The following is a 21388-nucleotide window of genomic DNA, read 5'->3' as shown; positions in this document are numbered from 1 at the left end:
GTCCGGCAGGATGCCCCGCTCCAGCATGGACACGAACGCACCGTCCCCCACGACGACGTGGTCCAACAGCTTCACCCCCAGGATGCCCGCCCCCCGCGCCAGGTGCTCGGTGAGCCCCACGTCCTGGACGCTGGGCTCCGGGTCTCCGGAAGGGTGGTTGTGCGCGAACACGATGGCCGTGGCCCGCGAGGAGAGCACCGCCGCGAATACCTCCCGCGGGTCCACCGGGCACGCGCTCAGCGTCCCTTCCGCCACCCGCGCGTCATGCACCAGCACGTTGCGCGGGTTGAAACACAGCACGTGGAACACCTCGCGCCGGAGCGCGCCCAGCGTGGGTGCCAGATACGCGTGCACCTCCTTCGGATTGCGCAGCCGGGGCCGCTTCTCCGAAGAGCGCTGCGCGCGCCTTCCCAGCTCCAGCGCCGCCAACAGCCGGGACGTGCGGGCCGGCCCCACGCCCCGCCGCGCGCACAAGACGCGCGGATCCTCCTGCACCAAGGCCTTGAGCCCGTCCCTCGCCACGCCGTCCGCCGCGTCCCCCAGCCCCTCCGTCCACAGGAGTCCCAACAACTCCAGGTCGGTGAGGGCCTCCGCGCCCAGGCGGAAGAGGCGCTCGCGCGCATCCCCCCGTCCCGCGCCTCGCGCCCTCACCGACCTGCCACCCGTGGCTTCCCCTTCGCCCGGCTCCGCCCACGCCTCTCCACCCTGTTCCATCCCGCCTCCGTCCACGCGACGGCGGGCTTGAGCAAGGCATGTGCCCTTCAGGCGCTACTCCTGGACGCCAGGGCAGGGCCCGTCCAGCAACGCGTGAAGAGGCCCCGTGGCGGGACGGACAGCGATGCTCCACTCGCACTCCTGGCGTGCGAGGAGCCAAGAAGCGCAGGGGCCGCTGGCTAGAAGCGGGAGATGGCGAAGAAGCCCTTGATCTTGTCGTTCGTCTCGCGGAGCCGCTCGCTCAGCGTGCGGACGAACGTCCAGAGAAGGACGTAGGCCAGGTCCTTGTCCGTGAACATCAGCTGGTCCAGCTTCGCGCGCTCGATGACCCACACCGTACAGGAGGTGTGGGCGATGGCGTCCGCCGAGCGGGGCGAATCCTCGATGACCGCCATCTCCCCGAAATACTGACCGGGTTCGAGGATGGCGAGCGCCTCCTCCCCGATGCCCGGCACGGATTTGGAAATGCGCACCTTGCCGTCGGCGAGGATGAACATGTCCTGGCCGGTGTCACCTTCGCGGAATAGGAAGGCTCCGGCCGGGTGCGACCGGGATTGGGCAATCCGGGCGACCTTGGCGAGCTGGCCCTGGGTCAATCCCTCGAAGAGCGCAACCTTCTTGAGGACAGCGGCATCCATGGGGTCCAGGTTCGTATCATGGCCAGGAAGGCGGCGTCTGTTACCGTCCGGGCCCGTCAACGTATGAGCGCAGGAGGCGCCGTGTCGCAGGACAAGATCCAGAAGGTCACCATCATCGGCTCGGGACCGGCGGGCTACACCGCCGCCATCTACGCGGCGCGCGCCAACCTGGAGCCCGTGGTGTTCGCCGGCGGCCCCACCCTGGAGCACCCGCAGCGCGTCCCGGGCGGCCAGCTCATGGTCACCACCGACGTGGAGAACTACCCCGGCTTCCCGGAGGCCATCACCGGTCCGGAGCTGATGGAGCGCTTCCAGAAGCAGGCGGAGCGCTTCGGCACCGTCATCCACATGGAGAACGTCACCAAGGTGGACTTCTCCAAGCGGCCCTTCCTGCTGGAGAGCGAGAGCGGCATGCAGGTGCGCTCGGAGACGGTCATCATCTCCACGGGCGCCACCGCCAAGTGGCTGGGCGTCAAGGGCGAGGACACCTACAAGAACCGCGGCGTGTCCGCGTGCGCCACCTGTGACGGCGCCTTCTTCAAGAAGCAGGACGTGCTGGTGGTGGGCGGCGGCGACACGGCCATGGAAGAGGCCACGTACCTGGCGAAGATCGTCAACCACGTCACGCTCATCCACCGCCGCGACTCGCTGCGCGCGTCCAAGGTGATGCAGGAGCGCGCGCTCAACAACCCGAAGATCTCCTTCATGTGGGACTCCGCCGTGGAAGAGGTGGTGGGCGACGGGAAGGGGATGACGGGAGCCGTGGTGCGCAACGTCAAGACGGGCGACAGCAAGTTGGTGAACGCGCACGGCCTGTTCGTGGCCATTGGCCACACGCCGAACACGGAGCTGTTCCAGGGCATCCTGGAGACGCACCAGAGCGGCTACCTGAAGACGATTCCGGGCAGCACGCGCACCAACGTCGAGGGTGTCTTCGCCTGCGGCGACGTGCAGGACAGCTACTACCGCCAGGCCATCACCGCGGCGGGCACGGGCTGCATGGCCGCCATCGACGCGGAGCGCTGGCTCATCGAGCACGGCGAGTAGTCCCTCCTCCTTTCCGTCCCAAGCGAGACGACACGCGCATGAAGACGAAGCAGAAGACAGTGGCGGTGCACGCGGGCTCCCGGCTCACCGGGAGCAAGGCCGTGCCCGTCATGCCGCCCATCTTCCCGGCGGCGGTGAACTGGTTCGACAGCAGCGACGACCTGTCCGACGCGCTGGATGGAAAGGACTACGCCTACGCCCGCATCAGCGCGCCCAACGCCGCGCTGCTGGAGGAGGCGGTGGCGGCGCTGGAGGGCGCGGAGGCCTGCGTCGCCTACGCCAGCGGCATGGCCGCGCTGCGCTCGCTGTTCGACGCGCAGCCGTGGAAGGCCGGGGACGTGCTGGTGATGCCCACGGACGGCTACGGCGTCACGCGGGCGCTCTACAAGAACCTGTGCGCCCGCTGGGGCGTGGAGCTCAAGCCCTTGGATCAGACGTCTCCGGACGCGCCCGCGCGCATCCGCGAGTGGCGCCCGCGCCTGGTGCTGGCGGAGAGCATCTCCAACCCGCTCCTGCGCGTGCCGGACATCCGCGCGCTCGCGCAGGCCTGCAAGGACGCGGGCGCGGTGTTCGCGGTGGACGCGACGTTCCCGTCGCCCTTCGGCCAGCGTGCGCTGGAGCTGGGCGCGGACTATGCGGTGCAGTCCACCAGCAAGTGGCTCAACGGCCACAGCGACGCGCTGGGCGGCACGGTGAGCGGTTCGAAAGCTCGTATCGATCCGCTGCGCTCGGCGCGCATCCTGTCCGGTGACGTGCTGGGCCCCTTCGAGGCGTGGCTCACGCTGCGCGGCCTGCGCACGCTGCCCGTCCGCATGAAGGCCCACAACGAGCACGCCGCCCACGTGGCGAAGCGGCTTTCGGATTCGCCGCTGCTGGAGCGGGTCATCTACCCGGGCCTCTCTTCCCACCCGGACCACGCGGTGGCGGCTCGGGTCCTGGAGGGCGGCTTCGGGCCCATGGTTGCGTTCGAAATCAAGGGCGCGGGGCAGAAGGAAGGGGACCGGTTCCTGGAGGCGCTTCGCGTGGCGAAGCCCGGTCCGTCGCTGGGTGACGTGGGCACGCTGGTGATGCACGCGGCCAGCGCCAGTGCGCGCCGGATGACACCCGAGGAGCGCGCCCAGGCGGGCATCCGCGACAGCCTCATCCGCGTGTCCGTGGGGTTGGAGGATCCGGACGACGTGGCGGACGACCTGCTCGCCGCGGTGGCGAAGGGGGCCGGCCGGTGAAGATGGTCGACGTTGGCGACAAGCCGAAGACGGACCGCGTGGCGGTGGCCACCGCGCGCCTGCGCATGCTGCCCGCGACGCGTGAGCGCATCCTCGCGGGGCAGGTGGAGAAGGGGGACGTGCTCGCGGCGGCGCGGCTCGCCGGCATCATGGCCGCCAAGCGCACCCCGGACTTCGTGCCCTTGTGCCATCCCATCGCGCTCGCGGGCGTGGATGTGACGCTCACGCCCGTGGACGAAGGACTGGAGGTCCGCGTGCGGGTGAAGACGGTGGACCGCACGGGCGTGGAGATGGAGGCGCTCACGGCCGCGTGCGCGGCGGCGCTCACCGTCTATGACATGTGCAAGAGCGTGGACCGGGGCATGGTCATCGAAGCGGTGCAGCTGGACCACAAGTCCGGCGGACGCTCCGGCACCTGGGAACGCGAGCCTGCTTAGCGCTTCGCTTCCGCGCGCAGCCGCTCCAGGAAGAAGGCCACCACCACCAGCGAGTGCGTGATGTGGCCTTCCAAGATGAGCCGGGGCAGGTCCGCGCGCGGATGCAGCTCCACGGCGATGTCCTCTCCTTCATCCAGGTCCCCGTCGCTCACGCGCTCGCAGTCCAGCGCCAGGTATGTGTGGCAGCGGTTGGTCTGGAAGGCCGGGTTGGGGTGCACGACGCCCAGCGCCTCCAGCCGGCCGGCGCGGTAGCCCGTCTCCTCCTCCAACTCGCGCGCGGCGGCCGTGGCCGGGTCCTCGCCCGGGTCGATGACGCCGCCGGGCGCCTCCAGCGTCGCCGCCTCAATGCCGCAGCGGAACTGGCGCACCATCACCAGCTCGTCCTGCTTCGTCACCGCGATGACGTTCACCCAGTCCGCGCAGTCCATGTGCACGCGGGGGTGCTCCAGGTTCGTGCGTGGATCCATCACCACGTCCTCGCGCACCTTCACCACCGTGAAGTCGTGCTCCAACCCCCGGCGCAGCCGCGGCCAGGGCTTCACTTGGGACTTGGGCGACTCAGGCGCGGACGACATTCGACGGATTCCCTTTCTTCAGTTGAGCAACTCGGCGCGCTCGCGCAGCTCCCGGGCGGACAGCTCCAGGCGCTCGCGGTCCGGCGCGTCCGGGGACAGCTCCAGGCAGCGCTCCACATCCTTGAGCGCCGCGCGGAAGGCCCCCAGCGTGGTGAGCAGCGACGCGCGGGTGCGCAGTTCGCCCGGGTGGTCCGGGGCCAACAGCAGCAGCAGGTCCACCACCGCCAGCCCCTGCTGGCTGTCGTCGCGCCCCAGGTACACGCGGCGCAGGTTGGACAGCATGCGGTACGCGATGAGCTCCACCGGCGCGGGCGCGAGCATGGCCCGGTCGAACTTGAGCTGCGGCGCCACGCGCTTGAGCAGCTCCTCGCAGCCGTGCTCCGTGAGGATGTCGCCATGGTGGAACGGGTCCATCACCAGCTTGTGGTCGCCCGCGTCGCACGCCACCAGGAAGTGGCCGGGGAAGGGGACGCCGTACAGCGGGATGCCCGCGCGGCGCGCCACCTCCAGGTAGAGCACCGACAGGGTTATCGGCAGCCCCACCTTCCGCTCCAGCACCCGGTCCAGGAAGCTGTTGTCCGGGGAGTGATAGTCGTCCTCGTTGCCCCGGAAGCCCTCGATGTCCGCGAGCACGTGGCGCAGGGCGCGCAGGGGGGCCAGGGCCTCGCCCTTCTCGCGCAGGCGCTCCGCCTCCACCTGCACCCGCGCGGCGAGCGCGTCCAACGTCCGGAGACAACCCGGAGCATCCAGGTCCTCACGGCCCAACGTCGCGATGGCCAGGGCCGCCAGGTCCAGCCGCGGTGGCTCCGCGGCCAGGGAAGACACCAGCCGCTCTCGCGCCAGCGGAGGGCCGAAACCAGAGGAAAAGCTCACGGTGCGCACCAGTAACCCACGGATGCTCCTCACGGCAAAAGCAGGCAGCCGAGCATCAGGCGCCCGGTGGTGCCGCGGGCAGCCGGCCCTTGATTTCCGCACGCAGGGCCATTTGGGCTGAAATCAGTCCCGCCAGGATGCCGTCCTCGAACTCGAAGGTCGGGTGCTCCTTCAGCTCCGGGAAGTCGTGCGGGTTGCGCAGCTCCTCCGGCCCGATGTTGGGAACCGCCTCGCGCGCCAGCTTGAGCACCTTCGCCTGTTGCTGCGCAATCATCCGCTCGTAGAGGGGGGATGCCAGGGCCAGGAACTCGTTCGCCGTGTCTTCCGTCATGGTGTGTGTGCCTCTAGCCTCACTCTTGGGCGATGTCCCACTTCATCCGCCGGTAGGTGTAACGGAAGGACTCGGCGTTCGCTTCGACGGCGTCCTCCGTGCCCTCCCGCCCGTCCAGGAAGGCGACGAAGTCGAACTGCCGGCCGGGCTGGCCGTACTCGGCGTCGAACACGCGCACGATTTCGTTCGCCGGCAGCGTCCTGCGACCCGCCACGCTCACCAGGGGGATGTCCAGGCCCTTCATGTCCTTCGACGGGGCGTAGGACTTCCACACCAGCTCCGTGCACACCAGCGACTGGTCGGAGAAGAAGTCGAAGTTGAAGTCGTACGGCCGGCCCTGGAAGGTGAAGGCGCGCAGGATGGCGCGGGCCTTGTCCACCTGTGACAGCCGGGGCCGCAGCACGCCCAGGTAGTCCACGTGCATGCCGTGCTCCACGCCGGTGAAGCTCACGCCCTCGCTGATGGACTCGATGATGCGCAGCGGGTCCCCGTGCGCGTCCTTGCCGGTGTACTCGGCCCACTTGGCGGGGAAGGCCTTCGCCAGGTGGGCGGTGAACGTCTCCGGGCGGCCGGGCAGGGTGGCCACCCAGGCCTTCACCTCCGGGTTCGCGTCGAAGGCCTGGGAGAGCTCCTGCGCGGTGCCCACGTACAGCTCCGCGTGCGGCCAGAAGCCCGGCAGCCCGATGTTGGACAGGAACCAGTTCTGCCGCGCGACCATCACGTCGCCGGGGGCCATGCGCGGCAGGAGCGCCAGCACCTGCTCCCGGGAGATGAGCGGCCTGCCGGAGCGGTGCACGCGCGTGTCGCCCATCCACTCCGCCACGGTCTTCTGCACCGGGAACACCGCCCTCGCGGTGGTGTCCTGGGTGAGGTCCGCCGCGGCCTTGGCGAAGAGCACCGGGCCGCGCTTCAAGAGGCGTGAGCGGGCCGCCTTGCTGTCCTGCCGCATGGTCTGGAAGAGCGCGGGGACACCGGGCTCTTCCAGCACGCCGGACTTTGACAGCACCGGGTGCAGCGTCGCGCGGTAGCCGTCGCCCGTGAAGAGCTGCGTGCTGGTGCCCACGTGGACGACCTTCTCCTTGAATCGGCTGAAGGCGCGCGCGGGCAGGCCGTACTCGGGGCCGGGCTCATCCAGCAGCACCTCCAGCTGCGCCTGTCCCCCGGTGAGGTCCGCGAAGGCCATGCCCTGCGCCAGCTCCGACGCGAGCGCGGCGTGGGTGAGGAGGAAGCCCCAGGCGTGCTTCTTCGGCTGGGTGAGGGCGGGCACCTTGAGGAAGTCCCAGTAGCGCTGGCGCACCACCTCCGTGGAGACGAAGCAGTCGAAGAAGGCGGCCCAGGTGGACACCAGGAGCTGCTTCTCGTCCGGGGTGTACGGCGCGTCCTTGCCGCGCCGGTACAGCGCCTTGGAGCGGAAGGCCTCCTCCCGAAGCCGGCGCAGCCCATCCGTCCCCTGGCGCAGCGTCTCCAGGTCGCGGCGGGCCTGGGCCACGAAGGCGGCGTCGTCCAGCGCGTAGACGTCGCGCGGGGCCGTGTTGGCGACAGGGGGGGCGGACGGCGGGGCGGCGGGAGGGCTGGCGAGCGTGAGCCAGGCGGCGAGCAGGGAGGCTGCGGACATCAGGGAGGACACTCCGGCGGGCGTTGGCGCGGGGGACTCTACCCTGAAGCGAACGCGGGCAAGACGGCCGGTCCCTTGGCCGCCCGGCGTCGTAGGAGGTGGCGGGCGGCAGGGTGGCCCTGGGCGGGCACCATCCCCACGTTGAGGCATGGATGGCCGTCCGGGCACTGGACGCTCCGGGCGCAAGAAAGGTGGAAGACACGATGGCTTACGGAAAGGCTGAGGATCCCTCGCGCTCCATCACCCCGCATCTGGATGGGGTGGAGTACCCGGCGACACGCGAGGAACTCGTCGAGGCCGCCGCGGACAACGAGGCCCCCGTCGACATCATCAACATCCTCAAGTCCCTGCCGCAGGATGAGTACATGCTGCGCGACCACGTGCTGCGCGACCTGGCGGAGGCCGAGCGCCGCTTCGCGATGAACGGCCTGAAGGACGACGATGGCGTGGACCGCGACCGGCGCAACATCGGACGCGACCGCATCGAGGGTGCCTCCGAGGGTGAGACGCGCCACCCCTAGTGTCGACCGCGCGCTGACACTCCACACAAGGACGTTGCAAGACGCTCGCGGGCGCCCTGGCTTTCTGCCAGCGTTCGCGAGCGCATGCGTACGGGCCTCTTGTGGAGCTGTCTCCTGCTGTTGCTGGCTGCCGGGTGCAAGTCCCGGTATCCGCCGCTCAACCCCGCGCCGGGGCTGCCGCCGCCGGTGCGTCTGGACTTCAAACCCCCCGTGGATCGCCTCCTCACCGAATCCGTGCGCGCCACCCGCACCCTCCAGCGCGAGGGCCGGCCGGAAGTGCGCGACGAGGCGGCCTTCACCACCGAGACGCGCTTCACCCCGTCCGACGGTGGCTGGCGCGTGGCCCAAGCCGTGCGCACCCCGCGCCAGGTGCATGACGGGCACGACGTGCCGTCCGTGTCCGGCGCCGTGCTGGAGCGCTTCACGCTGCGCATGCAGCTGGCGGCGGACGGCACCTTCGTGAAGCTGGTGGGCCCGGAGGCCGCGCAGGAGGCGCTGCGGCAGGTGGCGCCCGAAGGCACCGGCGTGCCGGAGATGGAGCGCTTCTTCAGCCCGGAGGCGCTGGAGATCCGCACGCGCCGCGAGTGGGAGGCGAAGTACGCGGGGCTGCTCCAGCGCAACCTGGTGGAGGGGCAGCGCACCTGGGCGGTGGACTCCGTGGACGTGAACGGCGAGGAGCGCGCCTTCCTGCTGGAGCGCACGGTGCAGGGCACGCGGCTCACGACGTTCGGCGACGCGGTGGTGCTGACGCTGAAGTGCCTGGACGCGCTGCCACCCAAGGCCCCGGCGGAGCTGAAGGCCGCGTGGGCGGAGGCCGGTTCGCCCGAGCTTTCGAAGGGCGTGACGTGTGAAGGCGAGCAGGTGGTGACGTGGTCCCGGTTCATCCCGGTGCGCCGCCTGCTGAAGGTGAAGGCGGTGGGGGCGGGCGGCACGCTGACGCTCACCACCGAGTCCCAGGCGGAAGCGCTCCAGGAGGAAGGGCCATGAGCCACGACGAGTACCTCATCGAGACCGAAGCGGGTGTGAAGCACGTGGTGCAGGAAGCCAGGCGCGTGGCGGTGCTGGGCATCAAGACGGAGGACCACTCCGCCCAGCCCGCGTACTACGTGCCGGAGTACCTGGCGAAGGCGGGCGTGGACGTGGTGCCGGTGCCCGTCTACTACCCGGACGCGACGGTGATCCTGGGCAAGCCCGTGTACCGGAAGCTGGTGGACATCCCGGGCGACATCGACCTGGTGGACGTGTTCCGCAGGCCCGGTGACATCGACCAGCACGTGGACGACATCATCGCGAAGAAGCCCAAGGCGGTGTGGTTCCAGTCCGGCATCCGCAACGACGCCGCGGCGAAGAAGCTGGCCGCCGCCGGCATCCGCGTGGTGCAGGACCGCTGCCTGATGGTGGACCACCGCCGCTACAGCGGGCGCTGAGAAAGACAACGGCCCTCCGCACCCGAAGGGCACGGAGGGCCGCGTGGCCGCGCGTGGAGGGCGGCGGCCTTTGTCAGCTCAGTAGTTGCCGGAGATGACCTTGGGCAGGGCCTTCGCCAGGTCCGGCAGCGGGCCAATCTGCCGCGAGTCCGCCGCCTGCGCCGTGCCGTTGTTGCGCAACAGGCCGCGCATCTGCACGGACGTCAGCAGCCGGCCGTTGGCCTTCGCCACGCCCTGGGCGCTGACGGCGGCGCCCACGACGATGGGCGACGCGCTGGAGGTGCCGCTGAAGGTGGACGTGTAGTACTGGTCCTCGCCGTAGCCGCTGCCGAAGCGGTCGCCGTAGCCGGTGGTGACGACCTTCTCACCCCAGGCGTGCACGTTCACGCGCTGGCCGAAGTTGGTCCAGCACATGGGCACGCGCGTGGTGGAGGTGCTGGCGCCCACCAGGATGGCGCCCGAGTCACGCGTGGCCGGGTTGAACCGGCCGCCGTAGGCCGCCGCGTCCAGGTTCGCGCTGCCGTTGCCCGCCGCCTCCACCACGACGACGCCGTTGGCGGTGGCGTTGCGGATGGCGTCGTAGTTGTCCTGCCAGTACTCCATCGCGATGTAGTTGCACTGGGACGTGTTGCACGTGCAGGCCGTGCCGTCCGCGGGGCCGCCCGCGTGCAGCTCGATGAGGATGACGCCGCCCGCGCCCACCGCCGCCGCCGCGTTGGTGATGGCGCTCGCGCTGCTCTGCGCGCCAATGGCCTCCACGCCCGGGGACGCCGCGCTGGCGATGCCCGTCACACCGTAGGCATTGTTCGCGCCCACGATTTCACCCATCACCGCGGTGCCGTGGTTGCGCCAGCCCAGGTCGTTGTACTGCGTGCCGCCCACGCGGAAGAACGTGGGGAAGTCCTCGTGGGTGGTGCGCCAGCCACCCTCGATGTCCACGATCTTCACGTTGGTGCCCCGGCCGCCCGTCTGCGTCCACGCGTACGTCGCGTTGATGCCGGAGGGCGCCGCGTTGAGATAGCCCTGGGCGGACTGGTACGCCGGCGTGGTGGGCGGCAGGTCCGCCGCGGACAGCAGCGTGCGCAGCCCCGCCTCCATGGCGAAGTTCACCATCGCCGGCTCCGGGGGCGGCGCCGCGTAGGCCGTCTCCACGCTTCCAACGCGGTTGAGCGCCGCCACCAGGTCCGCCACGGTGTCCGCGGTGGTGCCGGGCAACAGCGGTACTTCGAAGTACAGGTTCAGGTCCGCCAGCTGCTCGCCGCTCGCCCGCTCACCGGACGCCTTGCTCGCGTCCAGCGTGGCCTCTTCCGCCTGGAATACCCGGTCCAGAGCACCGATGCGCGGCGCGCGCTCCAACAGCGACACCACCTCCGCCAGGTCCGACTCCACGCGCGCGGAGTCCAGGCGCAGGCCGGACAGCAGCTCACGCTCGCCAGCGCTGCGCTCGGAAGCCAGGGCGCGCAGCGCGTTGTCGCGCAGGCGCACGTGGCTGCCCTCGTGGAACTTCACCACCAGCCGCTCCACGAACGTGCCCGCGGGCAGCTCCCGCCCCGTGGGCTTCGCCAGGAGCGCGCGCGGCGCCAGCGAGGGGGCGGCGCCAGCAGCGGGGGCCAACGCCAGCAGGGACACAGCCATGACCGCGCCACGCAGGCGGAGCGGGGACAGCGTCGACTTCAGCATGGACTTCCTCCGGGATGAACAGCATCCCCACCATGCCACGCCGGTCTGTCATTCAAATCTGGCTATTCAGTTATTTCTTTCCTGGTGACTTATTCGGCCCTTGTTGAAACAGGCGGGCGTGCCCATGGGGCACCGGAGCCGGCTCCGGTGCCGGCTCAGGTGGTCTGCTCGAAGGGCACGGGGGGCCGGGCCAGGGCGCGCTCCGCGGACAGCCGGGCTTGATCCAGCGCGTCGAAGCCGCGCTCCAGCGTGGCGGGTGTCACCGGCGGCAGGTTGGAGACGACGACGTAGACGGGCACGTTGCGCGTCTGGAGCACGGTGAGCTGGAGGCGGAAGTGGTCGCGCCGGAGCGCGGCGGACCCGGCGGCCAGGCCCTGCGGATAGGCCATGGGACCGCCCACCACCTTGCGCGTCCGGCTGGGCAGGTAGTGCACGAGGATGGCGTCCAGGTCCTTGCCAATGGCGCTCTCCTGGAGCGACAGCGCGGGCGCCTTGTCCACCAGGCCGCCGTCCCAGAACAGCTGGCCGTCCAGCGGCACCGCGCGGAAGAGGCCCGGGTACGCGCAGGTGGCGTGGACGCGCGGGGCCAGCTCCCCGGTGGTGAACGCCTGGTGCGTGCCGTGGGTGAGGTTGGCGACGGTGAGCAGCAGTGGGTGCGGCAGGTCCTCGAAGGTGGACACCGGCAGCGTGTCCTCCAGCAGGCGCCGGAAGCGCTCGCCCTTGAGCAGGCCCGTGAAGCCGTGCCCCTGGGACGCCACGTTCAGCACCGCGCCAATGGGGTCCGGGTCCCAGAAGTTGGCCCGCGTCTGGCGCAGCACCAGCTCCTCCAGCGCCGGCATGGGCATGCCCGCCGCCGCGTACGCCGCCACCATCCCGCCCGCGGACGTGCCCGCGTACGCGTGCGGCTTGAGGCCGGAGGCGTGCAGCCCCTTCAAGAAACCCGCGTGGCCATAGAAGCCGAAGTAGCCCGCGGAGAGGACCAGTCCGAACCGCTTGCCTTCGAGCAGGGAGTGCAGCGTCGAGGAGGGAGCCATTTCGGATTTTTATGGGATGGGTGCACTCCAAGGCAACGCAATGCGTTGGCGGGGCCATTGTGGTTGGGAGCGAGCATCGATATATGTTGATGGCTCGATATGGACGTCCTCTCCCAATCCTTCCGTGTCCTGGGGGACACGACGCGGCTGCGCATCCTGCGGTTGGTGGCCCAGGCGCCGCTGAACGTGACGGAGCTCGTGTCGCTGGTGGGGGTGGCCCAGTCGTCGGTGTCGCATCACCTGTCGAAGCTGAAGGGGCTGGGGCTCATCCGCGAGGAGCGGCAGGCGGGCTTCACCTACTACTCGCTGGCGCTGGAGTCGGATGACTCGCGCTGGCCGCTCGTCCGGCTGGCGCGCGAGGCGGAGGACGCGGCGGGGGACTCCGCGCGGCTCAGTGACTTGCTGCGCGCGCGGGAGGACCGGCAGGCGCTCAACGAGCGGCTGTTGGAGCCCGGCCAGTCGTGGTTCCTCTGGGCGGGCGCGCTGGCGTCGCTGCTGCCGCCCTTGGACGTGGCGGACTTCGGCTGCGGCACGGGCGTGTTCAGCCGGGCCATGGCGCGGTGGGCGCGGCACGTGTGGGCCATCGACCAGAGCGAGGACGCGCTGTCCCAGGCTCGAACCCTGGCCCTGCGTGACGCGCTCACCAACATCACGTTCCTGCGCGAGGACCTGCACCGGCTGTCCCTGGCCGGCGGGCGCATGGACCTGGTGGTGATTTCGCAGAGCCTCCACCACGTCGAGTCGCCCGCGGCGGTGGTGGCGGAGGCCGCGCGGCTGCTCAAGCCGGGCGGCCGGCTGGTGGTGCTGGAGCTGCTGCCGCACGAAGAGAAGTGGGTGCTGGAGCGGTTGGGGCACCGGCACCTGGGCTTTTCGCCCGAAGTCTTGGAAGCGGCCCTTCGCGAGGCCGGCTTCACGTCGTTCACCCGCGAGACGCACGCGCGCGACGGGGCCAGTCCCTTCCGCGTCTTCCTGCTGACCGGAGTCAAACCGTCATGACGAGCCACATCGCCCACCCCCTGCCGCTTCCCCCCGGGGAGCACGGCCAGCGCGTGGAGGCGCTCAAGGCCGCGATGCGCGAGCGCATCCTGGTGCTGGACGGCGCCATGGGCACGCTCCTGCAGGGGCACCAGCTGGTGGCGGCGGACTTCGGCGGCGCGGAGTACGAGGGCTGCAACGAGCACCTGGCCCTCACCCGCCCGGACGTCATCGAGGGCATCCACGCGAAGTACTTCGCCGCGGGCGCGGACGTGACGGAGACGGACAGCTTCGGCGGCACCCCGGTGGTGCTGGCCGAGTTCGAGCTGGGCCACAAGGCGATGGAGATCAACATCGCCGCGTCCCGCCTGGCGCTCAAGGCCGCGAAGGCCGCGGAGGCGAAGGACGGGCGGATGCGCTGGGTGGCGGGCTCCATTGGCCCCACCACCAAGGCCATCAGCGTCACGGGCGGCATCACCTTCGAGGAGCTGGTGGACAACTTCGCCGTGCAGGCCGAAGGGCTCGCGGTGGGTGGCTCCGACTACCTGCTGGTGGAGACGGCGCAGGACACGCGCAACGTGAAGGCGGCGCTGCTGGGAATCGACCGGGCGTTCAAGAAGCTGGGCTGGGCGGTGCCGGTGGCGGTGTCCGGAACCATCGAGCCCATGGGGACCATGCTCGCGGGCCAGTCCGTGGAGAGCCTGGCCACGTCGCTGGAGCACACGGAGTTGCTGTACCTGGGGCTCAACTGCGCCACGGGTCCGGACTTCATGACGGACCACATCCGCTCGCTGTCCTCCATGAGCCCGTTCCCGGTGTCGTGCGTGCCCAACGCGGGCCTGCCGGACGAGAACGGTCAGTATCTGGAATCGCCGGAGATGATCTCCCGGTCGCTCAAGCGCTTCTGTGACAACGGTTGGATCAACGTGGTGGGCGGCTGTTGTGGCACGCACGCGGGCCACATCGAGGCGCTCGCCGCCATGGTGAAGGGGCTCAAGCCGCGCACGGAGGTGCCGAAGCCGCGCTCGTCGCTGTCCGGCGTGGACTACTTGGAGGTGACGGACGAGCAGCGCCCCATCATCGTGGGCGAGCGCACCAACGTCATCGGCAGCAAGAAGTTCAAGGAGCTCATCGTCGCGGGTGCATTCGACGACGCGTCGGAGATTGCCCGCGCCCAGGTGCGGCGCGCGGCGCAGGTCATCGACATCTGCCTGGCGAACCCGGACCGGGACGAGCTGGAGGACATGCGCCACTTCCTGGAGGTGGTGGTCAAGAAGGTGCGCGTGCCGCTGATGATCGACTCGACGGACGAGAAGGTCATCGCCATGGCGCTCACGTACTGCCAGGGCAAGGCCATCATCAACTCCGTCAACCTGGAGGACGGCGAGGAGCGCTTCGAGAAGGTCGTCCCCCTGGCTAAGGCGTTCGGCGCGGCGCTGGTGGTGGGCTGCATCGACGAGGTGGGCATGGCCGTCACGCGCGACCGCAAGCTCGCCGTGGCCGAGCGCAGCTACGAGCTGCTCACCCAGAAGTACGGCATGCGCCCGGAGGACCTGTACTTCGACCCGCTGGTGTTCCCCTGCGCTTCGGGTGATGCGCAGTACACCGGCAGCGGCGTGGAGACGATTGAGGGCGTGCGGCTGATCAAACAGCGCTTCCCGCAGTGCCGCACGGTGCTGGGCATCAGCAACGTGTCCTTCGGCCTGCCCACCGCGGGCCGCGAGGTGTTGAACTCCGTGTTCCTGTACCACTGCGTGCAGGCGGGCCTGGACATGGCGCTCGTCAACTCGGAGAAGCTGGAGCGCTACCCGTCGCTGCCGGAGGAGGAGCGGAAGCTCTCCGAGGACCTCCTCTACAACCGGACCGCGGACCCCGTGACGCCCTTCGCGGCGCACTTCCGCGAGCGCAAGCCCGCGCGCGCCCAGGTGAGTAGCCTGCCGCTGTTCGAGCGGCTCCAGCGCTACATCATCGAAGGCACGCGCGACGGCCTGACCGCGGACCTGGACCTGGCGATGAAGGAGATGGCGCCGCTGGACATCATCAACGGGCCGCTGATGAAGGGCATGGACGAGGTGGGCCGCCTCTTCGGCGCCAACGAGCTCATCGTCGCGGAGGTGCTCCAGAGCGCGGAGTCCATGAAGGCGGCGGTGAGCCACCTGGAGCCGCACATGAGCCAGACCCAGGCGGCGTCGCGCGGCAAGATTGTGCTCGCGACGGTGAAGGGGGACGTGCACGACATCGGCAAGAACCTGGTGGAGATCATCCTCGCCAACAACGGCTTCCAGGTGGTGAACCTGGGCATCAAGGTCCCGCCCGAGCAGTTGGTGCTGGCGGTGAAAGAACACCGCCCGGACATCCTGGGCCTGTCCGGCCTGCTGGTGAAGAGCGCGCACCAGATGGTGGCCACCGCGGAGGACCTGAAGCGCGCGGGTGTGGAGACGCCCATCCTGGTGGGCGGCGCCGCGCTCAGCCGCAACTTCGTGGACCGCAACATCGCCCCGGCCTACGGCGGCGGTACCGTGGCCTACGCGCAGGACGCGATGAACGGCCTGGAGCTGGCGAAGCAGATTGTCGAACCGGGCGCGCACGCGAAGCTGCGGGACGACCTGGCCGCGCGGCGGCTGAAGCTGGCGCAGGAGGCGAAGGACCGGCCCGCGCCCGCGGCCCCGGTGCGCCGCTCGCGCAGCACGGAGGTGCCGGTGCTGGACGCGGTGCCGCCCGCGCCGGACTTCGCGCGGCACGTGCTCACCAACACGCCGTTGGACCACATCTGGAAGTTCATCAACCCGGTGATGCTCTACGGCCGCCACCTGGGCCTGCGCACGTCGTCGCGCGCGCTGGGCACCCCGGCGGAAGCGGAGCTGGCGAAGACGGAAGAGGGCCGCAAGGCGCTGGCGCTGAAGGAGGCGGTGGAGGAGCTGAAGACGCTGCTCCGTGGTGGCGTGATGCACGCGCGCTCGGTGTTCCAGTTCTTCAAGGCGGCCAGCGACGGCGACCGCGTGCTGCTCTTCGACGGCACGACGGGCGAGCCGGTGACGTCCTTCGACTTCCCCCGGCAGGACAAGGACAACGGCCTGTGCCTGGCGGACTACGTGAAGCCGCTGGAGAACGGCAAGCCGGTGGACGCGCTCTCGCTGTTCGTCACCACCGCGGGCACGGGCATCCGCGAGCTGTCCGAAGGCTTCAAGGCCAAGGGCGAGTTCCTCAAGATGCACGCGGTGCAGGCGCTGGCGCTGGAGACCGCGGAGGGTTACGCGGAGCTCCTGCACACGCAGCTGCGCAGCATGTGGGGCTTCCCGGACCGCGCGGACATGACGATGCTGGAGCGCTTCCGCGCGGAGTACACCGGCAAGCGCTACTCGTTCGGCTACCCGGCGTGCCCGCGGCTGGAGGACCAGACGAAGCTGTTCGCCGCGCTCAAGCCGGAGGAGATCGGCGTGCAGCTCACCGACGGCTGCATGATGGAGCCCGAGGCGAGCGTGTCCGCCATCGTCTTCCACCACCCGAACGCGACGTATTTCTCGGTGACTTGATGCGTCGCGGGCCCGAAGGCCGGGCCCGGGCGCGGCGGAAGGGTTAGATTGCCGCCCATGCCTTCGCCCACCATCCGTCGCGCCGTCCAGCTCCTGCCCGCGTGTGCCACGACGGGCATTGGCAGCCTGCCGCACACCCAGGTGGAACTGGGTCTGCAGGCCGCGCTCGCCATGGACATCCCGTTCCTGCCGCAGCTGCCGGTGGGCCATCCGTCCGAGCTGATGATCCCCGCCGCGCTGGAGGGCCTGCCGGGCCTGCGCTTCGACGAGGACGGCGTCTGCACGGTGGACGTGGACGCGTGGAGCGCGGGGCGCGAGGCCTTCGAGAAGCGGCTGGAGGCGGCGCTCGCCTCCGGGAACCTGGAGTCCTTCGAGCCCACGGCGGACGCGTGCCGCGCGTGGAAGCCGTTCCTCTGGGAGGTGGAGCACCGCAAGCTCGCCTTCGCGAAGGCGCAGCTGTCCGGCCCCTTCACGGTGCGCTCCGTGGTGCGCACCGCCACGGGCGAGCCGGTGCTGGCGGTGCCGGGCCTGGACGCGGCGCTGTACCGGCTGGTGATGGTGCGCGCGCTGGCCATGGTGCGCGCCCTCAAGCGCACGGGCACCACGCCCCTGTTCTACCTGGACGAGCCGGGCCTCTACGCCTACGTGCGGATGAACCCGCAGCACCTTTTGGCCCAGCAGGAGCTGCGGCTCTTGGTGGTGGCGCTGCAGCGCGAGGGCGCGCTCGTGGGCGTCCACTGCTGCGGCAACACGGACTGGGGCGTGCTGCTGGACGCGCAGGCGGACCTGGTGTCGCTGGACGTGCGGCTGTCGCTGGACGCGATGCTGGAGGAGACGGACGCGCTGAAGCGCTTCCTGGACTCCGGCGCCACGCTGAGCCTGGGCGTCATCCCCACGGACCTGGCGTCCACGTATTCGGTGGAGGAGCTGTCGGACTCGGTGGAGGCGTCGTTGAAGGCGGCGCTGCCGAACGACATCGGCTTCTCGCGCGCGCTGTCCACGGTGTTGCTGACGCCCGCGTGCGGCCTGGCGATGCGCTCGGTGGTGGACGCCGAGCGCATCCTGGAGGAACTCAAGCAGGCCCAGCGCCGGCTGAAGCGGGCGCTGGAGTCCGAGCGCCCATCCCTCCAGGGACTTCCGCCCGCGCACTGAAAAACGCGGGCGGCCGTTGCGGCTGACTACTGACGGCCGAGCCGCAGCTCGCGTTCAGCCTGGTGCCAGTCGTGCTCGGGGTTGCCGTGCGTGCCGCCCCGGGCCTGGAAGATTTCGTAGGCGCGGCGGGCGATCTGCTCCTGCGTGGGTGCGGCGGTCTTGCTCGTGGGCGCGCTCGCCGTGGCCACCGGCTTCTTGTCCTCGGTGCGCTCCGGCGCGGCCTTGGGGGCCGGGTTCGGTTGCGACTTCTGCGCGTTCTGACGGGCCATGGGGCTTCCTCCTGGAAAAGGCGGCCTGAAGCTTCGGACGCGCTCCTGCATCGCGGAAGAGACCCAAGGCGTGCGGGGTTGCCGGAGCGACATCCCAGGTCGCGAAGTGTTGAGGGACCAACGGGCCATCCCGCTCGGAAAATCCATCAGCGGAATAGGCCCGCACGTGCGGTCCGGGAGTTGAAGGCCGCCATGCGCTTCAGCGGCCGGCCGCCTTCCGGGCAGGGCGGCTCGCCGCCTTCTTCTTCGCGGGCGCGGCGTCGTCTCCCAACACGCCGTGCCCCAGCGCGGCATCGAGCGCGCGCTGCATCGCGGTGCTCATGCCCAGCGCCTCCGCCTCCTGCGGCGTGCACCAGCGCAGCTCCTGGAACGCGGCGGACTTCGTGGGGCGCTTGCCGCCCGTCACGCGCAGCAGCCGCAGCGTGAGGTCGCGGTGGGTGAGCTGCCGGCGCACGCTGTCCAGCGTGCCCTCCAGCGTGAGCGGCGCGCCCAGCGTCGTCGCCAGTCGCTCCGTTGCCTCCGCTTCGGACGTGTCCTCCTCCACCTCCACGGCGGGCAGCTCCCACAGGCCGCCGAAGAGGCCCTTGTCCGCGCGACGCGCGAACAGGAGCGTGCCCGCGTGCGGCCACACGGCCAGCGCCAGGAACAGCTTGCGGGGCGCGGCGCGCACCTTGGCCGGAGGCAGCTCGTCCACGCGGCCCTTCTTGAACGCGATGCACCCGTCGCGCACGGGGCACAGCAGACACAGCGGTGACTCCGGCCGGCACACCGTGGCGCCGTGCTCCATCAGCGCCTGGTTGAAGTCTCCGGGCCGCTGCCCCTTCACCAGCGCGGAGGCCAGCGCCCAGAGCGTGGCCTCGCGGTCGCGGTCCCCGGGCAGGCCTTCCACTTCGAAGAGGCGCGACAGCACGCGGGCCACGTTGCCGTCCACGATGGGCGCTTCCTCGCCAAACGCGATGGAGGCCACGGCCCCGGCGGTGTAGCGCCCGAAGCCGGGCAGGGTGAGCAGCTCCTCCGCCGTGGACGGGAGCTTCTCGCCGAAGCGCTCCACCACCTCCTGCGCGGCCCGGTGCAGGTTGCGCGCGCGCGAGTAGTAGCCCAGCCCCTTCCACCCGGAGAGCACGTCGTCCAGGGGCGCGGAGGCCAGGGCCTTCACCGTGGGAAAGCGCGCGAGGAAACGCTCCCAGTACGGGATGACCGTGGACACCTGCGTCTGCTGGAGCATGACCTCGCTGAGCCAGATGGCGTACGGGTCGCGCGTGCGGCGCCAGGGCAGGTCGCGCTTGTTCCGGTCGTACCAGGAGAGCAGCGGACCATGAATGGCGGCGTGGCGTTCAGGGGAGACATGGGCGGGGAGTGCCCCGCTGTCGGTGCGCTTGCGTGGGCTCATGTGATTCTCCGCGGGGGCGGCGCGGCACCATACCCGTACGGTCGGGCGCACCCGGCGTTTTTACCGACGGCACGGGGCGGTTGTCCGGCCGTCCGTCCCTCTTCTGGCGGGGCGGGCGATCGTCTATAGGATGCCCCGCGTCCATGGCCCGCCCTCCCATCACCAACGACTTCTCCTGGTCCAAGAGCCGCCACGAGAAGTTCTCCGAGTGCCTCCGGGCCTACTACCTCTACTACTACCGCTCCTGGGGCGGCTGGGAGGCGGAGGCGGCGAAGGACGTGCGTGAGCTCTACGTCCTCAAGAAGCTGCACAACCGCTACACCTGGGCGGGCAGCATCGTGCACGAGGCCCTCAAGGACGTGCTGCTGGACTGGCGCGCCGGCCGTGACGTGGACCCCGCGAAGGTGGAAGCGCGCACGCACAAGCTGATGCAGGACGACTTCCGGCACTCGCGCTCCAAGGCCTACTGGACGCAGAAGTACCGCAAGCCCTTCACCGGCCTCGCGGAGCACGAGTACGCCGAGGACGTCCCCAACGAGTCCTGGAAGCAGAACTTCGAAACGGTGCGCTCCGCGCTCGCGTGGTTCTTCCAGTCGCGCTGGCCCACGGTGGCCAAGGGGCTCAAGCCCGCGCAGTGGCTGGAGGTGGACGCGGGCTTCGACTTCGCCCACTTCGTCATGGACGGGGTGAAGACCTTCGCCATCCCGGACTTCGCCTACGTGGACGCCGAAGGCTCCGTCGTGGTGGTGGACTGGAAGACGGGCCGCTCGCGCGAGGGCTACGACGAGCAGGTGCTGGGCTACGCGCTCTACATCGCGCAGCGCTACCGCTACCCGCTGGAGAAGGTGCGCGCGTCGCTCGTGTACCTCAACGAGGGATTGGAGCACGACGTGACGGTGGACCCGTCCGCCATGGACTCCTTCCGTCAGCACTTCGCCCGGAGCGTGGAGGGGATGCGCGCGCTGCTCCAGGACACCGCCACCAACACGCCGAAGGAGCCGGAGGCCTTCCCGCAGACGGGGAACCTGGACGCCTGCGCCCGCTGCGTCTTCCGCCGTCCGTGCGGCCGGGAGCCCGCGGTGACGCAGGCCCGGCCCCGAGTCGCCTGAAGCGCGCTACCGCGTGGAAGCGAGCCGGCGCACCACCACGCCCGCGGCGTTCATGCCGAAGGCGGAGGTGACGAACGCCACGCTGCCGTCAATCTGCGTGCGGTGGTCGCAGGTGTGGAACTCGTTGTCCTGCGGGCAGACGCACAGGAAGCCGTCGGTCGCGTCGTCGTAGTTGAGCGGCACCGGCTGCCGGCGCGTCTCGATGGAGTACACGGCGGTGATGCCCGTGTGGCGCTCCGTCTCCACGCCGTACTTGCGCTTGAGCAGCTTGCGGATGTCCTTGGCGAAGGGGTCCATGTGCGTCTCGCTCAGGTCCTCCACGCGGATGGCCGTGGGGTCCAGGCGTCCCGCCGCGCCCATGGAGCTGACCACCGGCAGGCCCATCGTCACGCACCGGTGCAGCAGGTGCAGCTTCGCCTTCACGTTGTCGATGGCGTCCACCACGAAGTCGTAGCGGCCCGCGGGCAGCAGCGTCTCCGCCAGCTCCTCGCGGTAGAACTCGCGCAGGGCCTCCACCTTCGCCTGCGGGTTGATCTCCTGGCAGCGCTGGGCCATCAGCTCCGCCTTCGACTTGCCCACGGACTTCACCGTCGCGTGCAGCTGGCGGTTGGTGTTGGTGACGCACACGTCATCGTGGTCCACCAGCGTCAGCCGGCCCACGCCGCTGCGCACCAGGCCCTCCGCGGTGAAGCTGCCCACGCCGCCCAGGCCGAACACCACCACGTGCGCGTTGGCCAGCCGCTCCATGGCGTTGTCGCCCAACAGGCGCGCCGTGCGGTCGAAGCGGCGCGACAGCTTGAAGGGCCTGGCCAGCGAGGCCGCCGGCTCGACGGTGTTCGAAG

General features: G+C 70.2%; 21 protein-coding genes. 10 read left to right on the top strand and 11 right to left on the bottom strand.

Annotated elements, in window-relative coordinates:
- Together radC and D7Y21_RS30740 are read right to left on the bottom strand one after the other, a co-directional pair.
- A partial coding sequence (gene radC, locus D7Y21_RS30745) for a DNA repair protein RadC (protein ID WP_121717369.1) occupies positions 1-714 on the bottom strand: 714 nt, incomplete at its 3' end.
- A 179-nt stretch (positions 715-893) separates the two neighbouring features.
- Complete coding sequence (locus tag D7Y21_RS30740) at positions 894-1352, bottom strand: cyclic nucleotide-binding domain-containing protein (RefSeq protein WP_121717367.1); 459 nt, start codon at positions 1350-1352, stop codon at positions 894-896.
- Between the two features lie 81 nt (positions 1353-1433).
- On the opposite strand from D7Y21_RS30740, the gene trxB reads away from it, so the two are divergent.
- The 3 genes from trxB to moaC are packed head-to-tail and all read left to right on the top strand — an operon-like array spanning position 1434 to position 4062.
- Positions 1434-2399: a thioredoxin-disulfide reductase gene (gene trxB, locus D7Y21_RS30735; protein ID WP_121717375.1), complete on the top strand. Its 966-nt coding sequence runs from the start codon at positions 1434-1436 to the stop codon at positions 2397-2399.
- Positions 2400-2437: 38 nt separating this feature from the next.
- Complete coding sequence (locus D7Y21_RS30730) at positions 2438-3625, top strand: PLP-dependent aspartate aminotransferase family protein (RefSeq protein WP_121717365.1); 1188 nt, start codon at positions 2438-2440, stop codon at positions 3623-3625.
- Positions 3622-4062: a cyclic pyranopterin monophosphate synthase MoaC gene (moaC, locus tag D7Y21_RS30725; protein WP_043321173.1), complete on the top strand. Its 441-nt coding sequence runs from the start codon at positions 3622-3624 to the stop codon at positions 4060-4062. The genes D7Y21_RS30730 and moaC overlap by 4 nt, the downstream gene beginning before the upstream one ends.
- On the opposite strand, the gene D7Y21_RS30720 is transcribed toward moaC, so the two are convergent.
- The 4 genes from D7Y21_RS30720 to D7Y21_RS30705 form a co-directional block, all read right to left on the bottom strand.
- Positions 4059-4637 carry an NUDIX hydrolase gene (locus D7Y21_RS30720; RefSeq protein ID WP_120564917.1) on the bottom strand — a complete coding sequence of 193 codons (579 nt, stop codon included), beginning with the start codon at positions 4635-4637 and terminating at the stop codon, positions 4059-4061. The genes moaC and D7Y21_RS30720 overlap by 4 nt on opposite strands.
- An 18-nt stretch (positions 4638-4655) precedes the next feature.
- Positions 4656-5480, bottom strand: a complete 825-nt coding sequence (locus D7Y21_RS30715; RefSeq protein WP_120565005.1) for a SirB1 family protein — start codon at positions 5478-5480, stop codon at positions 4656-4658.
- Between the two features lie 85 nt (positions 5481-5565).
- Positions 5566-5841: a hypothetical protein gene (locus D7Y21_RS30710; RefSeq protein ID WP_120564916.1), complete on the bottom strand. Its 276-nt coding sequence runs from the start codon at positions 5839-5841 to the stop codon at positions 5566-5568.
- Between the two features lie 19 nt (positions 5842-5860).
- A complete protein-coding gene (locus D7Y21_RS30705) occupies positions 5861-7456 on the bottom strand; it encodes a YiiX/YebB-like N1pC/P60 family cysteine hydrolase (protein ID WP_121717363.1) in 1596 nt (531 codons plus the stop codon).
- 203 nt (positions 7457-7659) lie between these two features.
- Here D7Y21_RS30705 and D7Y21_RS30700 point away from each other — a divergent pair, with 203 nt between their 5' ends.
- The 3 genes from D7Y21_RS30700 (at position 7660) to D7Y21_RS30690 (ending at position 9404) form a co-directional block, all read left to right on the top strand.
- Positions 7660-7977 (top strand): DUF2795 domain-containing protein, encoded by a 318-nt coding sequence (locus tag D7Y21_RS30700; RefSeq protein WP_120564914.1) that lies wholly within the window; start codon positions 7660-7662, stop codon positions 7975-7977.
- 84 nt (positions 7978-8061) lie between these two features.
- A complete protein-coding gene (locus D7Y21_RS30695; RefSeq protein ID WP_121717361.1) occupies positions 8062-8964 on the top strand; it encodes a hypothetical protein in 903 nt (300 codons plus the stop codon).
- Positions 8961-9404, top strand: a complete 444-nt coding sequence (locus D7Y21_RS30690; RefSeq protein ID WP_120564912.1) for a CoA-binding protein — start codon at positions 8961-8963, stop codon at positions 9402-9404. Before D7Y21_RS30695 ends, D7Y21_RS30690 begins: the two co-directional genes overlap by 4 nt.
- A 78-nt stretch (positions 9405-9482) precedes the next feature.
- On the opposite strand, the gene D7Y21_RS30685 is transcribed toward D7Y21_RS30690, so the two are convergent.
- Together D7Y21_RS30685 and D7Y21_RS30680 are read right to left on the bottom strand one after the other, a co-directional pair.
- Complete coding sequence (locus D7Y21_RS30685; RefSeq protein WP_120564911.1) at positions 9483-11084, bottom strand: S8 family peptidase; 1602 nt, start codon at positions 11082-11084, stop codon at positions 9483-9485.
- Positions 11085-11239: 155 nt separating this feature from the next.
- The gene (locus D7Y21_RS30680; protein WP_014394832.1) at positions 11240-12118 is read right to left on the bottom strand and encodes a patatin-like phospholipase family protein; all 879 of its coding nucleotides are present in this window, start codon (positions 12116-12118) and stop codon (positions 11240-11242) included.
- Between the two features lie 99 nt (positions 12119-12217).
- Between D7Y21_RS30680 and D7Y21_RS30675 the strand changes: the two genes are divergently transcribed.
- The 3 genes from D7Y21_RS30675 to D7Y21_RS30665 are packed head-to-tail and all read left to right on the top strand — an operon-like array spanning position 12218 to position 17778.
- Positions 12218-13114 carry a metalloregulator ArsR/SmtB family transcription factor gene (locus D7Y21_RS30675; protein WP_120564910.1) on the top strand — a complete coding sequence of 299 codons (897 nt, stop codon included), beginning with the start codon at positions 12218-12220 and terminating at the stop codon, positions 13112-13114.
- Positions 13111-16626 carry a methionine synthase gene (gene metH, locus D7Y21_RS30670; protein WP_121717359.1) on the top strand — a complete coding sequence of 1172 codons (3516 nt, stop codon included), beginning with the start codon at positions 13111-13113 and terminating at the stop codon, positions 16624-16626. Before D7Y21_RS30675 ends, metH begins: the two co-directional genes overlap by 4 nt.
- Before the next feature lie 57 nt (positions 16627-16683).
- Positions 16684-17778: a hypothetical protein gene (locus D7Y21_RS30665; RefSeq protein ID WP_120564908.1), complete on the top strand. Its 1095-nt coding sequence runs from the start codon at positions 16684-16686 to the stop codon at positions 17776-17778.
- 26 nt (positions 17779-17804) lie between these two features.
- Here D7Y21_RS30665 and D7Y21_RS30660 read toward each other — a convergent pair whose 3' ends face one another.
- Positions 17805-18047 (bottom strand): DUF2934 domain-containing protein, encoded by a 243-nt coding sequence (locus tag D7Y21_RS30660; RefSeq protein ID WP_014394836.1) that lies wholly within the window; start codon positions 18045-18047, stop codon positions 17805-17807.
- Between the two features lie 199 nt (positions 18048-18246).
- Positions 18247-19437 (bottom strand): A/G-specific adenine glycosylase, encoded by a 1191-nt coding sequence (gene mutY, locus D7Y21_RS30655; RefSeq protein WP_199735516.1) that lies wholly within the window; start codon positions 19435-19437, stop codon positions 18247-18249.
- Positions 19438-19580: 143 nt separating this feature from the next.
- On the opposite strand from mutY, the gene D7Y21_RS30650 reads away from it, so the two are divergent.
- On the top strand, positions 19581-20546 hold the full coding sequence (locus D7Y21_RS30650; protein ID WP_121717357.1) for a PD-(D/E)XK nuclease family protein: 966 nt from the start codon (positions 19581-19583) through the stop codon (positions 20544-20546).
- 6 nt (positions 20547-20552) lie between these two features.
- On the opposite strand, the gene D7Y21_RS30645 is transcribed toward D7Y21_RS30650, so the two are convergent.
- Positions 20553-21359 (bottom strand): ThiF family adenylyltransferase, encoded by an 807-nt coding sequence (locus tag D7Y21_RS30645; RefSeq protein ID WP_233612344.1) that lies wholly within the window; start codon positions 21357-21359, stop codon positions 20553-20555.
- Positions 21360-21388: the final 29 nt, after the last annotated feature.

Source organism: Corallococcus sp. AB045 (assembly GCF_003668895.1).
GTDB classification, from domain to species: Bacteria; Myxococcota; Myxococcia; order Myxococcales; family Myxococcaceae; genus Corallococcus; species Corallococcus coralloides.
This window is presented reverse-complemented; position numbering and strand designations above follow the sequence as displayed.